Origin of the sequence: Ruegeria lacuscaerulensis (assembly GCF_013031245.1) — a bacterium.
Classification (GTDB): domain Bacteria; phylum Pseudomonadota; class Alphaproteobacteria; order Rhodobacterales; family Rhodobacteraceae; genus Ruegeria; species Ruegeria lacuscaerulensis_C.
Genome location: NZ_WPZL01000003.1, coordinates 250,495 through 264,338 on the forward strand (window position 1 = coordinate 250,495; position 13,844 = coordinate 264,338).

At 56.8% G+C, this 13,844-nt stretch carries 13 protein-coding genes; 12 read left to right on the top strand and 1 reads right to left on the bottom strand.

Going from position 1 to position 13,844, the window contains the following annotated elements:
* Positions 1-18 precede the first annotated feature (18 nt).
* From GOX66_RS26025 to GOX66_RS05945, 8 genes are all read left to right on the top strand, one after another.
* The gene (locus GOX66_RS26025; RefSeq protein WP_272871494.1) at positions 19-147 is read left to right on the top strand and encodes a hypothetical protein; all 129 of its coding nucleotides are present in this window, start codon (positions 19-21) and stop codon (positions 145-147) included.
* Between the two features lie 126 nt (positions 148-273).
* Complete coding sequence (gene bamA / locus GOX66_RS05915; RefSeq protein ID WP_170760556.1) at positions 274-2,634, top strand: outer membrane protein assembly factor BamA; 2,361 nt, start codon at positions 274-276, stop codon at positions 2,632-2,634.
* A 123-nt stretch (positions 2,635-2,757) separates the two neighbouring features.
* Positions 2,758-3,225 carry an OmpH/Skp family outer membrane protein gene (locus tag GOX66_RS05920; RefSeq protein WP_336509380.1) on the top strand — a complete coding sequence of 156 codons (468 nt, stop codon included), beginning with the start codon at positions 2,758-2,760 and terminating at the stop codon, positions 3,223-3,225.
* 72 nt (positions 3,226-3,297) lie between these two features.
* Entirely contained in the window at positions 3,298-3,771 is a 474-nt protein-coding gene (fabZ, locus tag GOX66_RS05925) for a 3-hydroxyacyl-ACP dehydratase FabZ (protein WP_170760560.1), read from the top strand.
* Entirely contained in the window at positions 3,768-4,553 is a 786-nt protein-coding gene (lpxA, locus tag GOX66_RS05930) for an acyl-ACP--UDP-N-acetylglucosamine O-acyltransferase (RefSeq protein ID WP_170760562.1), read from the top strand. The genes fabZ and lpxA overlap by 4 nt, the downstream gene beginning before the upstream one ends.
* Positions 4,554-4,557: 4 nt before the next feature.
* On the top strand, positions 4,558-5,352 hold the full coding sequence (locus tag GOX66_RS05935; RefSeq protein ID WP_170760564.1) for an LpxI family protein: 795 nt from the start codon (positions 4,558-4,560) through the stop codon (positions 5,350-5,352).
* Positions 5,352-6,509 (top strand): lipid-A-disaccharide synthase, encoded by a 1,158-nt coding sequence (lpxB, locus tag GOX66_RS05940; protein ID WP_170760566.1) that lies wholly within the window; start codon positions 5,352-5,354, stop codon positions 6,507-6,509. Before GOX66_RS05935 ends, lpxB begins: the two co-directional genes overlap by 1 nt.
* A complete protein-coding gene (locus GOX66_RS05945; RefSeq protein WP_170760568.1) occupies positions 6,509-7,090 on the top strand; it encodes a cadmium resistance transporter in 582 nt (193 codons plus the stop codon). The genes lpxB and GOX66_RS05945 overlap by 1 nt, the downstream gene beginning before the upstream one ends.
* Here the strand turns inward: GOX66_RS05945 and mnmA are convergent.
* Positions 7,087-8,232, bottom strand: coding sequence for a tRNA 2-thiouridine(34) synthase MnmA (gene mnmA / locus GOX66_RS05950; protein ID WP_170760570.1), 1,146 nt, complete (start codon positions 8,230-8,232; stop codon positions 7,087-7,089). The genes GOX66_RS05945 and mnmA overlap by 4 nt on opposite strands.
* Positions 8,233-8,361: 129 nt before the next feature.
* Between mnmA and sciP the strand changes: the two genes are divergently transcribed.
* From sciP to recG, 4 genes are all read left to right on the top strand, one after another.
* Positions 8,362-8,655 carry a CtrA inhibitor SciP gene (sciP, locus tag GOX66_RS05955; RefSeq protein WP_170760572.1) on the top strand — a complete coding sequence of 98 codons (294 nt, stop codon included), beginning with the start codon at positions 8,362-8,364 and terminating at the stop codon, positions 8,653-8,655.
* Positions 8,656-8,737: 82 nt separating this feature from the next.
* Positions 8,738-9,454 carry a response regulator transcription factor CtrA gene (gene ctrA, locus GOX66_RS05960; protein ID WP_170760574.1) on the top strand — a complete coding sequence of 239 codons (717 nt, stop codon included), beginning with the start codon at positions 8,738-8,740 and terminating at the stop codon, positions 9,452-9,454.
* 123 nt (positions 9,455-9,577) lie between these two features.
* Positions 9,578-11,704, top strand: coding sequence for an NAD-dependent DNA ligase LigA (gene ligA, locus GOX66_RS05965; RefSeq protein ID WP_170760575.1), 2,127 nt, complete (start codon positions 9,578-9,580; stop codon positions 11,702-11,704).
* The gene (gene recG, locus GOX66_RS05970; RefSeq protein WP_170760576.1) at positions 11,701-13,791 is read left to right on the top strand and encodes an ATP-dependent DNA helicase RecG; all 2,091 of its coding nucleotides are present in this window, start codon (positions 11,701-11,703) and stop codon (positions 13,789-13,791) included. Before ligA ends, recG begins: the two co-directional genes overlap by 4 nt.
* The last annotated feature ends 53 nt before the right edge of the window (positions 13,792-13,844 follow it).

Here is a 13,844-nt window from a genome sequence, read left to right on the forward strand (position 1 = left end):
ACCGTGACAGAGGTTGCGATGACTAAGGCGCTGCGAAAATCCGTTAAAAGCTTTGGCTTCCTTTTCGTGTTGAACTGGGATTCGATCCTGTTCTTCGGCGCGACGGCTTTGGCAATGGCCGGATGGGCTTATCTCATCAGTATGTGATTCTGCTCTGTAATTGAAAACCGAAACTGGCGGTCCTCTGGGCCGCTTTGTTATTTGGTCTTTTGACAAGGGTAAATATTCTCGCTACTCAACGATAAAGTCCAAATTCATTGGGTAGAGCAGAATATGACTGATAGGCGAGGCGCGGGCACATCCTGCGGGGGACAAAAGCCGGAAAACAAGATTTTGTGGCGGTCACTAACGTTTTTTTTCCTTCTAACTCTCGTGAGTTTAGTGCCGTGGCCCCAGTCGGCATGGGCCCAGACTTATGTGATTAATTCGTTCGATGTCGAGGGAAACCGACGCATCGAAACCTCGACAATCATCGCGCGCACCGGAATCGAACCGGGCCAGACCGTAACGGCCGGTCAGCTAAACGATGCCTTTCAGCGTTTGCTTGACAGTGGTGTTTTTGAGACAGTCGAACTGACGCCGCGCGGCAACACCCTGCTGATCGAAGTTGAAGAATATCCGACAATCAACCAGATCAGCGTCGAGGGTAATCGCCGGGTAAAGGACGACGTCCTGCTCGACGCGATCTCATCCGAACCGCGGCGCGTCTTTACTCCGCAGGTTGCCGAAGCGGACGCGGATCTGATCGCTGAAATCTACTCCTCGCAGGGCCGTGTTTCGGCGACTGTCATTCCGCGTATCATCCGCCGCAGCGACAACCGCGTCGATCTGGTGTTCGAAGTCGCCGAAGGCACCACCATCGAGGTTGAGCGTGTCAGTTTTGTCGGCAACCGTGCGTATTCCGACCGTCGCCTGCGACGTGTTCTCCAGACCAAACAGGCGAACTTCCTGCGCACATTCCTGCGGAGTGATACTTTCATCGCGGACCGCATCGAATTCGACAAACAGGTCATCCGGGATTTTTATCTGTCCCGCGGTTACGTTGATTTCCGCGTCAACAGCGCAAATGTCGAATTCACCCGTGAGCGTGACGCGTTTTTCCTGGTGATGAACATCACCGAGGGGCAAAAGTTCTCGTTTGGCAAAATCTCTACTGTCAGCGAAATCCCCGGCGTGAACGCAGCGGACTATCAGGACGCGCTGAAGATCAGGCCGGGCGTAACGTATTCGCCGACGCTGGTCGAAAACTCGATCGCGCGGATGGAGCGCTTGGGCGTGAAGCAGGGCGTCGATTTCCTTCGGGTTGAGCCCCGGGTTACCCGTAACCCGCGTGACCTGACTCTGGATGTTCAGTTTGTTCTGACCCGGGGTCCCCGGATCTTTGTCGAACGGATTGACATCGAAGGGAACACAACAACACTGGACCGGGTGATCCGCCGTCAGTTTGACACCGTGGAAGGCGATCCGTTCAATCCGCGCGAAATCCGACAGGCCGCTGAACGTATTCGGGCTCTTGGGTTCTTTGCCGTGGCAGATGTCGAACCTCGCGAAGGGTCTTCGCCAAGTCAGGTTATTGTCGACGTGGACGTCGAAGAGCAACCTACCGGTTCGCTTAGCCTCGGTGGTAGCTACTCGGTGTCTGATGGTTTCGGGATCGCAATTGGTCTGAGCGAATCCAACTTCCTGGGCCGCGGTCAGACTGTCGGGCTTACGCTCTCGACTGCACAGGACGCGGAAGAATACTCGCTTAGTTTTACGGAACCATATCTGCTGGGCCGCAAACTGCGCTTTGATCTGGGACTGGGTCTTGCATCGACCAACTCGAGCTTTGCCAGCTATGACACACAGACTGTTTTCTTCAATCCTCAACTGAGCTACGCAATTGGAGAATTGTCTTCGCTGCGGTTGCGCTATGGCTGGAATCGAAGTGAGATGACCCAGCAGGACGATGAAATCAACGGCGCGGTCATTTCTTCGGAAATTGCTCAGGGCAAACGTACGACCAGTTCACTCGGCGTTTCCTATGTCTATGATAGCCGGATTGGGGGCCTGAACCCGAATGCCGGTGTTCTGTTCGAAGTCGGTGTAGATGCGGCTGGCCTTGGCGGCGATAACGAATACTACAAGTCGACCGCCCGTGGTATTGCTCAGACCAGAGTGTGGAACGAAGAAGTCGTACTGCGCGCGACCCTGGAACTGGGGGCACTGCATTGGCGCGGCGATGACTTTAGCCGCACCCTTGATCGTTTCGTTCTGGGCCCCAACACCTTCCGCGGGTTCGAGCCTGCCGGCATCGGCCCCCGCGACCTGTCGAATAATCAGGATGACGCAATTGGTGGTAACTATTACTGGGTAGCCCGGTTAGAGTCAGACTTCCCGCTGGGCTTGCCTGAGGAACTTGGTCTGCGCGGCGGCGTGTTCTACGACTTCGGCAACTTGTACAACATCGATAACGTAAACACGGCCGGGGCGAATATCGTTGGCGCCGACGGCTCGATTCGCCACGTCATCGGGGTATCGGTACTGTGGGAAACGCCATTTGGTCCTCTGCGCTTCAACTTCTCGCAAGCCTTGAAAAAAGAGGATTTCGACAAAGAGCAGAATTTCGACCTGACAGTTCAGGCTCGGTTCTGATCCTGAATGGCGAAACGTGTTTTAATGAAACTGCAGGGCCCCATTCGGGCCCTGTGTGTTTTTTTCCTTCTGGCGTTTGCAGTTCCAGTGGCAGCCCAACAGCTCGGCGTCCCGCAGAGCAGCGTGTTGACGTTGTCCAGTGAACGGCTGTTCGCAGAATCCGCTTTCGGTCAACGTATCCTGCGCGAGATTGAAGCAGAGGGCATATTGTTGGGCGAAGAAAATGAGCGGATCGTCGACGAACTGAGCAAAGAAGAAAAGGACCTGACAGAAAAGCGCGCGAATATGGCGGCTGATGAGTTCCGCCCCCTTGCCGAAGCCTTCGACAGAAAGGTTCAATCTCATCGGGAAGGGCAACGCGCTAAGCTGGACGCTCTGGCGCGACGTAGTGAAGAGGCACAACAGAAATTCTTTGAGCTTGTTCAGCCGGTATTGATTGATCTGCTGCGCGAAACTGGCGCCTCGGTGATCATCGAACGATCCAGCGTGTTCCTCAGTTCCGACCGAACCGATATTACTGACGCTGCCATTGCCCGGATCAACACGGCCATCGGTGATGGCGGCGAACTTGAGAACGGGGCCAGCGAATAGGTTTGCTTGCCCTTGGGGCGCGGTATTGCTAACCACGCGGCAAACAGAAATCCAGGACAGGACTACATCATCATGAGCACGGAAACCAAGAGCGCCGACATTCAGCTGATTCAGCGGATATTGCCGCATCGTTATCCGTTTCTGTTGGTCGACAAGGTTGTGGATATCTCGGGCTATGAGTCTGCGGTCGGCATCAAGAACGTCACCATGAACGAGCCCCATTTCCAGGGACATTTTCCGGGCACTCCGATCATGCCGGGCGTGACCATTGTCGAAGCTATGGCGCAGACGGCGGGTGTCATGCTGGGCGTGGGTATGGACGTGATTGACAGCGAATTGCTGATCTACTTCATGAACATCGACAAGTGTAAATTCCGCCGCAAAGTGGTTCCTGGCGACGTCCTGGAAATGCACGTTGAAACTGTACGCGGCAAAAAGGGCGGCAAGATTTTCAAGTTCAGCGGTCGCGCGACGGTAGAAGGTGAGGTCGCGGCCGAAGCCGAATTCTCGGCCTATGTTGACTGGGATATGGAAAAAACGACATGAGCGGTATCCACCCCAGCGCAATAATCGAAGATGGCGCCCAAATCGGTGAGGGCTGTGTCATCGGGCCATTTTGCTATGTGGGCGCTCAGGTTACATTGGGTGATCGGGTAGAGCTGAAATCGCATGTTGTCGTAACGGGCGATACTTCGGTCGGCGACGAAACCGTGATCTTCAACTTTTCGGTCATCGGTGAAATTCCGCAGGATTTGAAATTCGGCGGCGAAAATACCCGGCTGGAAATCGGCAAACGCAACCGAATTCGTGAACATGTCACGGTAAATACTGGCACGGAAGGTGGCGGCGGTGTCACTCGGATCGGTGATGATTGCCTTCTGATGGCCGGGGTGCATGTGGCGCATGACGTTCAGATCGGCAACCGTGTGATCATGGTAAACCATGCAGGGGCTGCAGGGCATTGTATCATCGAAGACGACGTAATCGTGGGCGGCATTTCCGGGTTGCACCAATGGGTCCGGGTGGGCCGCGGTGCCATAATCGGAGCACTGACCATGGTTCCCAACGACGTCATACCCTATGGGCTGGTTCAGGCACCTCGGGGTGAACTGGACGGGCTAAACCTGGTTGGCTTGAAACGTAAGGGCGTATCGCGCCAGGATATCTCGGCCCTGCGTGCTGCGTTCCGGGAGCTGTCGACAGGAGACGGCACTTTCATGGAGCGTGCTCATCGACTGAACGCCGATAACGAAAGCGAATACGTTCAGCGGATCATCGATTTTGTCACGGGCCATTCGGACCGTTCCTTCCTGACACCGGGGAAGTAAACTTATGTTGGCGCTGATAGCTGGAACGGGGGCTTTGCCTAACGAAGTCGTTGAGCATCTGCCGCAACGCCCCGTGGTCTGCGCCCTGGAGGGGTTTGTGCCCGATACACTGACAGCGGATGTTGTGTTTCCGCTGGAACAGCTTGGCACGTTTATTGCCGATTTGCAGGAGCGTGGCGTAACCGAGATTTGCATGGCCGGTGCGGTCCGGCGTCCGGCCATTGATCCTTCCCGGATCGATGCGGCCACAATGCCTTTGGTTCCGGTTCTGCAACGGGCCCTTATGTCCGGAGATGACGGGGCTCTGCGGGCGGTGATCGGAATTCTTGAAAATGCCGGCTTGTCGGTTCGCGCGGCGCATGAAATCGCTCCGTCTTTGCTGCCGCAACTTGGATGCCTGACAGACGCGCAACCTTCTGAGGGTGACCTTGCCGACGCAGACCGGGCGACCGGTATTCTTCATGCCATGGGTGCGGCGGATATCGGTCAGGCCTGTGTTGTTTCAAAAGGTCAGGCTTTGGCGGTCGAAAGCATATTTGGCACCGATTGGATGTTGCAGTCTCTGACCCAAAGGCCAGATGCTGGTGGCGGTGTTCTATTCAAGGCCCCGAAACCCAATCAGGATCGCCGAGCGGACCTGCCAACGATTGGTCCAAGCACCGTCTCAAGCGCGGTAGCCGCCGGGCTGAGCGGCATCGTGATCGAAAAAGGCGGTGTGATCGTACTTCAGCAAGAGCGTGTTATTGAAGAGTGTGACCGTCTGGGCCTGTTTCTCCAAGTCCGTGAGCGGGCCAGCTGATGCGAGTTTTTGTGGTCGCCGGAGAACCTTCGGGCGACCGCTTGGGCGGGGCGTTGATGGCCGGGCTGTGCAGCCTTGTGCCTGATGTAACGTTTGACGGGGTCGGCGGGCCTCTGATGCAGGCGCAAGGGTTGGAAAGCCGGTTTCCCATGGCCGAGCTGTCAGTGATGGGGCTGGTCGAGGTTCTGCCCAAGTTCTTTCACCTTAAACGCCGCATCGCCGAGACAGCGAAGGCGGTACTAGACACGCAGCCTGATGTTTTGATCACGATCGACAGTCCCGACTTTTCCCTGCGCGTTGCCAAGCTGGTGAAGGCGCAAAGCACGATCAGAACCGTACACTACGTCGCCCCCAGCGTCTGGGCATGGCGGCCGGGACGGGCGGACAAGATGGCGAAAGTCATCGACCACGTTCTGGCGCTGTTGCCGTTTGAGCCGCCCTACATGGAGCGCGCTGGTATGGAGTGCGATTTCGTCGGTCATCCTGTCGCAACCGAGCCGGAGACGAGTGAACAGGAAATAGCGGAATTCCGTTCGGCCTATGATCTCGGAGAGTCTCCGCTCGTTCTGGCTTTGCCAGGATCGCGTCGAGGCGAGATCGACCGTCTGGCCCCGGTTTTTGGTGAGGCGCTGCGCCTCTACCTGAACGACAAACCGGACGCGCGGGTAGTGGTTCCCGCTGTGGCGCATATGGTCGATACCGTGACCGAACATGTTCGAACCTGGCCAAGCAACGCAGTCGTGATAGACCCGCGCGATATACCGTCCGATCAGGCGGCCCGGCAAAAACGGGCGGCGTTTGCGACGGCTGAGCTGGCTCTGGCTGCTTCGGGGACGGTCTCTCTGGAGTTGGCTGCGCAATCCACGCCGATGGTGATCGCCTACAGGCTTAGTTGGCTGACCCAGAAGATGGCCGAGCGGATGGTCAAACTGGACACGGTAACACTGGTCAATCTGGTTTCGGAAACCCGTGCTGTGCCCGAATGCCTTTTGGATGACTGCCAACCCGACAAGATCGCAGCTGCGCTCAGGCAGGTCTCGGACACGCCGGATGCGCAGCGCGACGCGATGGCTGTGACGATGGAACGACTTGGACGCGGCGGTGAAGCGCCCGGTTTGCGTGCGGCCAAAGCGGTACTGGCACGGATGACCGCCTGATGCTCGATGTTGTTGTTTTCGGCCTGTCGGCGTTCATGGCTCAGATTCTGACCAACCTGGACAATCTGGCGGCCTTGCTGGCGCTCATGCTGGTCTCGGGGCCGAAACGTTCGATCTTTGGTTTCCTGTTGGCGCAATTTGCCATAATCGGCGCTTCACTTTTCGTGGCATTGGGCGTGGATGACGTCGTTCCTCATTGGGCCGGCTATTTGGGTGTCATACCGCTGGGCCTTGGCGTGCTTGCGCTTATCAGACGAAGGAAAGGCGCTGACGTCGAGGCAGACCCCCATCTGGAAACCGGAGCTTCCATAATAGTGGTCACGTTGCTTTTCATCAGCCTGTCGATGGACACGTTTGCGGTGCTTGCCCCGCTGCTGGCCGACTCGGCACCCGGGTTCAGAACCGCAGGCATCGTTGGCGCTTCGCTTGCCGCAGCAAGTTTGGCAACCGTGGCCATGTTCGGTTCAAAAGCGCCTTTCATGAGCGGCACTCTGGCCCGCAGGCTGGAGACGCTTGTGCCTTATGTGATGATTTGCGCCGGGCTGTATATCCTCAGCAATTCCTGGACTGACGCGATTTAATACCCGCGCCAGATCCAGCCACCGCCATAGATGCGGCTGCCTTCGGAAGCGTAGAACACGCAGGCCTGACCGGGCGAAACGCCTTCTTCCGGCGTTAGCAATTCGACCTCGGCTGTGGTTTCGGTCAACGGACGAATGATCGCCTCGCGCGGCGGGCGGGTCGAACGCACCTTGACCGATACAAGCCATTCTTTCCGGGACGTGAGGGGTTCATCCCCCAGCCAGTTGATTTCCCGAACCGGGATGGTCCGGGTGGCCAGCATCTCTTTCGGACCGACGACGACCTGTTTCTTATCGACGTCCAGCTTTACGACATACAAAGGCTCGCTGAGGCCACCGATCCCCAGTCCACGGCGCTGCCCGATTGTGTAGTGAATGACGCCATCATGCTGTGCCAGCACGCGGCCATCTGCATGAACGATCTCACCTGGTTCGGCGGCACCTGGCCGAAGCTTCTCGATGACGCTGGCGTAATTGCCGTTCGGCACGAAGCAGATGTCCTGACTGTCAGGCTTGTCCGCCACCGACAGACCATACTGCGCCGCCATTTCACGGGTCGCGTCCTTGGATGGCAGGTGACCCAAAGGAAAGCGCAGGAAGTTCAGTTGCTCGGGCGTGGTGGAGAACAGGAAATAGGACTGATCCCGGTTCGCATCCTCGGCACTGTGAAGTTCCGGGCCGTTCGGACCCATTTTGCGCTGGATATAATGACCGGTCGCCATGCAGTCGGCTTCAAGATCCTTGGCCGTTTCCAGCAGGTCCTTGAACTTTACTCGCTCATTGCAGCGAATGCAGGGCACAGGGGTCGCGCCGGCAAGATAGCTGTCGGCAAACTCGTCTATGACCGCATCTTTGAAGATGTTTTCGTAGTCCAGAACGTAATGCGGAAAGCCACGCTCTTCCGCCACGCGGCGCGCGTCATGGATGTCGATGCCCGCACAGCAGGCACCTTTCTTGGCCAGCGCCGCGCCGTGATCATATAGCTGCAGCGTCACGCCGACCACGTCATACCCCTGATCGGCCAGATAGGCGGCCACAACCGAGCTGTCCACGCCACCGGACATGGCAACGACCACCCGCGTTTCCGAGGGCGGTTTGGCGAAACCAAGTGAGTTTAGCGGGGTCTCGGTATCGAGGGCCATGACAGTTCCAGTGCGGGTTAAGAAAGACCGGCAGAATATAGGAAAATTCTACACACTCTCAAGAGGCGGTTTCACTCTGCATTAAGTAGGCTGGTGTCAGCTTTGTCGCAGCACGAAGAGGGTCGAAAAATGTTTTTGCACAAAGTTGAGGGTCCGAGGTCCGTAACCCTGCCGGATGGAACGGTTTTATCGCGCGCCGACCTACCGCCGGAGGAAACGACCAGATGGGTGGCGTCTCGCAAAGCGATTGTGGTGCGTGGTGTGGTTTATGGATTGATCACGCTGTCAGACGCCAAGAAACGTTATGGATTGAGCGATGAGGAATTCAATTCGTGGGTTTCGGCAGTTGCTGAACACGGAATGGACGCGTTGAAGGTCACCGCGTTAAAAAAATATCGACAACTTAAAGGAGAAAGTGAATAAATAATTCAACGGTAACGTCAGATTAACCATTTTTGAGCAGGTTCAATTTGAATTGGTAAATTGACCCGAATTGGAGCAGTAAATGCGTATACTTCTTGTCGAGGATGATCCGACCACGTCGAAAAGCATCGAACTGATGCTGACGCACGCAAACCTAAACGTCTACGCGACGGATCTTGGCGAAGAAGGCATCGATCTGGCAAAGCTGTATGACTATGACCTGATCCTGCTCGACCTGAACCTGCCGGACATGAACGGGCATGAGGTTCTGCGGCTGCTTCGGATTGCGCGGGTGGAAACGCCCATCCTGATCCTGTCGGGTGCGGATGATACCGAAAGCAAGATCAAGGGGTTTGGTTTCGGTGCAGATGACTACATGACCAAACCTTTCCACCGCGAGGAGCTGGTGGCGCGCATTCACGCCATCATTCGCCGGTCGAAAGGGCATTCGCAATCCATTATCCATACCGGTCGCGTGGCTGTTAATCTTGATGCCAAAACGGTCGAGGTCGAAGGCAAAGCGGTTCACCTGACTGGCAAGGAATACCAGATGCTTGAGCTTCTGAGCCTGCGCAAGGGAACAACTCTGACCAAGGAAATGTTCCTGAACCATCTTTATGGCGGCATGGACGAGCCGGAGCTGAAAATCATTGATGTTTTCATCTGCAAACTTCGCAAGAAACTCAGCAATGCGACCGGTGGCGAAAACTACATCGAGACCGTCTGGGGCAGGGGTTATGTCCTGCGAGACCCGCAAAGCAACAGTCTTGATGAGACGCGAATGGCAATTGGCGCCTGAACAGATCTGAAAACGGTCGCCGCTGGTCCGGGGCGACCCCCTTACTCACTGAACAGCACATCTGGACCTGGCCATGACCTCGCCCTATCACTGAAGCCCAAGAATACGTGACAGGGCGAGGCCATGAGCAAATCAATTCCGGTATCAGAGCTGACAGAAGACGCCGCGCGGGCAGAGCTGGCACGGCTTACAGAACAGCTTTCCCGGGCAAACAAACTGTATCACGTTGAAGACGCACCAGAGATTTCGGATGCGGATTACGATGCGCTCAAGCGTAGGAACGCCGAAATCGAAGAGCGTTTCCCGCATCTCAAGCGTGCGGACAGCCCCTCGGAGCAGGTCGGTGCACGTCCTGGCGACGGTTTTTCAAAAGTTACCCATGGCGTTCGCATGATGTCGTTGGGCAACGCGTTTGACGACGAAGATGTTCAGGACTTTGACCGCTCAATCCGAAAATACCTGGGGTTGGACAGCAATGCGCCGCTGTCCTTCACAGCGGAACCCAAGATCGACGGCTTGTCGCTTTCACTGCGGTATGAACAAGGCAAACTGGTTCAGGCTGCGACCCGCGGAGATGGCGAGGTTGGCGAGAATGTGACGGCGAACGCGCTGACAATCTCAGATATCCCGCAAACCATAGAAAACGCGCCGGATATTCTGGAGGTCCGCGGCGAAGTCTACATGTCCCATGACGACTTTGAAAAGCTGAACGCGCGGCAGGCGGACTCCGGTGACAAGACTTTTGCCAACCCGCGAAACGCGGCCGCTGGATCGCTTCGACAATTGGATTCCACAATTACTCGTTCGCGCCCGCTCAGGTTTTTTGCTTATGCTTGGGGGGAATTGTCGGAGGCCTTGGCAACCTCACAAATGGGCGCGATTGAACGGCTGAGTGCGTTTGGGTTTGCGACCAACCCGCTGACCCGGCTTTGCGAATCGACTAAGCAGATGCTAGCACACTACCGGGGGATTGAAGTCCAACGGTCGACCTTGGGCTACGATATCGACGGCGTCGTTTACAAAGTGAACGATCTTTCGCTGCAGGCGCGTCTGGGGTTCCGCTCCACGACGCCTCGATGGGCGATTGCGCACAAGTTCCCGGCAGAGCTGGCCTGGACGCGGCTTGAGGCGATCGACATACAGGTGGGCCGCACCGGCGCGCTCAGCCCGGTTGCTCGTCTGCATCCGGTGACCGTGGGTGGTGTCGTGGTGTCAAACGCGACTCTGCACAACGAGGACTATATCGCCGGTCTTGATGCCAAGGGGGGAACGATCCGAGACGGCAAGGATATCCGTGTAGGTGACTGGGTGCAGGTCTATCGTGCAGGCGATGTAATCCCCAAAATCGCAGATGTCGATCTTTCGAAACGTCCCGAAGGTGCGGAAACGTATGAGTTCCCCAAGACCTGCCCGGAATGCCAAAGCGACGCCGTGCGCGAAGAGGGCGATGCTGTCCGACGCTGTACCGGCGGGGTGATCTGTCCTGCTCAAGCGGTGGAAAAGCTGAAGCATTTTGTGTCTCGTAAAGCCTTCGACATTGAAGGTCTGGGCGCGAAGCAGATCGAGATGTTCTACGATGATCCCGATCTACCGGTCAGAACCCCGGTTGACATATTCACTCTGCAGGACCGCGACGCTGCGAACTTGAATAAACTGGCGAACCGCAAAGGGTGGGGTGCCCAAAGTGCAAGCAACCTGTGGGCTGCCGTTGACGAGAAACGTCAAATTCCCTTCGGCCGTCTTTTGTTCGCACTTGGGATCCGGCACATGGGTGAGGCCGCGTCGAACCTGATTGCGAACCACTATGGTACCTGGCCTGAATTCGAGAGCGCCGTTACCTCGGCGGCAACTTTTGAAGGACCCGAGTGGGAAGACCTGCTGGGTGTTGACGGCGTGGGTGAGGTTATGGCCCGTGCGCTTGTATCTGCCTTCGCTCAGGACGCTGAAAGGGCCAGCATAGACGCACTCGTGGCGCAGTTGGACGTTCAGGAGGCCAAGCGCCCGGACACTTCCGGCAGCCCGGTGGCGGGGAAAACCGTTGTCTTCACGGGGACATTGGAGAAGATGACCCGCGCAGAGGCCAAGGCCCGAGCCGAGGCTTTGGGGGCAAAAGTGTCAGGTTCGGTGAGTAAAAAGACCGATATCCTGGTCGCTGGACCGGGGGCAGGATCAAAGGCCAAGAAGGCCGCTGAACTTGGTATCGAAACACTGGATGAAGATGGCTGGCTTCAGCTAATTGGCAACACATGAGCGGCCGACCCGAAGTTCTGTTTCCGCTTTTCGCGGGTCTGGAAACGCTTGAGGGCGTAGGGCCGAAGACGGCTCAGGTCCTGACGCAGTCGGGCACGGAATCTCCGCGCGACGTGTTGTTCAGCCTACCTTATGCCGTCATTGACCGAAGGCGCCGCGATACGATTAAGGGCGTGGACCTGCCCGCGACTTTGACAGTCGAGGTTACAGTTGGTGCCCACAGGCCGCCGCGCAATAAGGGCGGTGCGTATCGGGTTCATGTCGAGGACAGTCAGGCTGATTTTCAGTTGGTCTTCTTTCACGCACGAGGAGACTATTTGAAACGGATTCTGCCTGAAGGCTCGCGCAGAGTGATTTCCGGAAAGCTCGAGCTGTTCGATGGAATGGCGCAGATGGTTCATCCCGATCACATGCTGCCGCCGGAGGACGCAAAGGAAATACCAGAATTTGAGCCGGTGTATCATCTGACGCAGGGGATCACCCAAAAGACCGCCTTTAAGGCAGCCCGCAGCGCTTTGACCAGAACTCCGGATCTAGCCGAATGGATCGACCCGGCGCTGATTGCCAGGCAAGACTGGCCGAATTGGGCAGTGGGTATTGCAACAGCTCATAATCCGCAGGGTGCGGATGATGTCGCGGCGCACGCACCGGCTAGGGAGCGTCTGGCCTATGATGAACTGTTTGCGCATCAGTTGACCTTGGCTCTGGCACGGCAGCGGGAGCGGAAAGCCAGAGGTGTCGTGAGTGTCGGAACCGGTAAGTTGCAGGTAAAAGTCCTAGCGAGCCTGCCATACAAGCCAACCAGCGCACAAATCCGAGCCATTGATGAGATCGCCGCTGACATGGGTTCTGACGCACGCATGAACCGTTTGCTTCAGGGGGATGTCGGCGCCGGTAAAACGCTTGTGGCCTTTATGGCTTTACTGATCGCAGTGGAGGCGGGCGGGCAGGGCGTCATGATGGCCCCGACCGAGATTCTGGCTAGGCAACATCTGGAGGGATTGCGCCCGCTGGCAGAAGAGGCCGGGGTCGTTCTGGAAATCCTGACCGGCCGGGACAAGGGCGCTGAACGGCGTGCAAAGCTGGCAGCGCTGAAAAATGGGGACATTCAAATTCTGGTCGGCACGCATGCGGTGTTCCAAAGCGACGTGGAATTCAAGGCACTTCGGCTTGCGATTGTAGACGAACAGCACCGGTTTGGCGTGCGACAACGGATGGAACTGTCGGAAAAAGGGCGGGGAGCGGATGTTTTGGTTATGACCGCCACACCGATCCCGCGCAGTCTGGCGCTGGCGCAATACGGTGACATGGATGTGTCTGTTCTGGATGAGAAGCCTCCCGGAAGAAAGCCCATCAAAACAGCCGTCATCAGCACCGAACGCATGGACGAGGTTATCGCCCATCTGCGCCGCGCGATTGAAGAAGGTCGCCAGTGCTATTGGGTGTGTCCACTGGTGGATGAATCCGAAGTCTCAGACCTTACTGCCGCCGAAGAACGATTCAAACGACTGCGCGCGATCTTGGGGGAAGGGACTGTGGGGCTGGTTCACGGTCAGATGCCGCCGTCGGACAAAGATGCTGCTATGAAGGCGTTCCAGGAGGGCCAAACAAAGGTTCTGGTGGCAACTACGGTCATCGAGGTTGGGGTCAACGTTCCCAACGCCTCCATCATGGTTATCGAGCGGGCTGAGATTTTTGGGCTGGCCCAATTGCACCAGCTTCGCGGCAGGGTCGGGCGCGGCGATGCGGATTCGACTTGCCTGCTGATGTATCAGCCGCCGCTCAGTGAAGGTGGACGAAAACGGCTGGAGGTGCTGCGTGAAACCGAGGACGGTTTTCGTATATCCGAGACTGATCTGCAAATGCGAGGCGCCGGAGATCTGATCGGTACAGCACAATCCGGGCTACCGAAATTCCGAATTGCAGATCTGGAATGGCAGGCCGGGCTGATGGCTATCGCTCAATCCGATGCGCGTGCTTTGCTGTCCGTCGACCCGCAACTCAGCTCGGATCGGGGGCAGGCAGCGCGGGTGCTATTGTGGCTGATGAAACAGGATCAGGCAATTCGTTTGATTTCAGTGGGTTAGTCTATTTGTTCCATTAAGTTCACAAATGTTCTCAAAAAGTTCTTTACCGACTC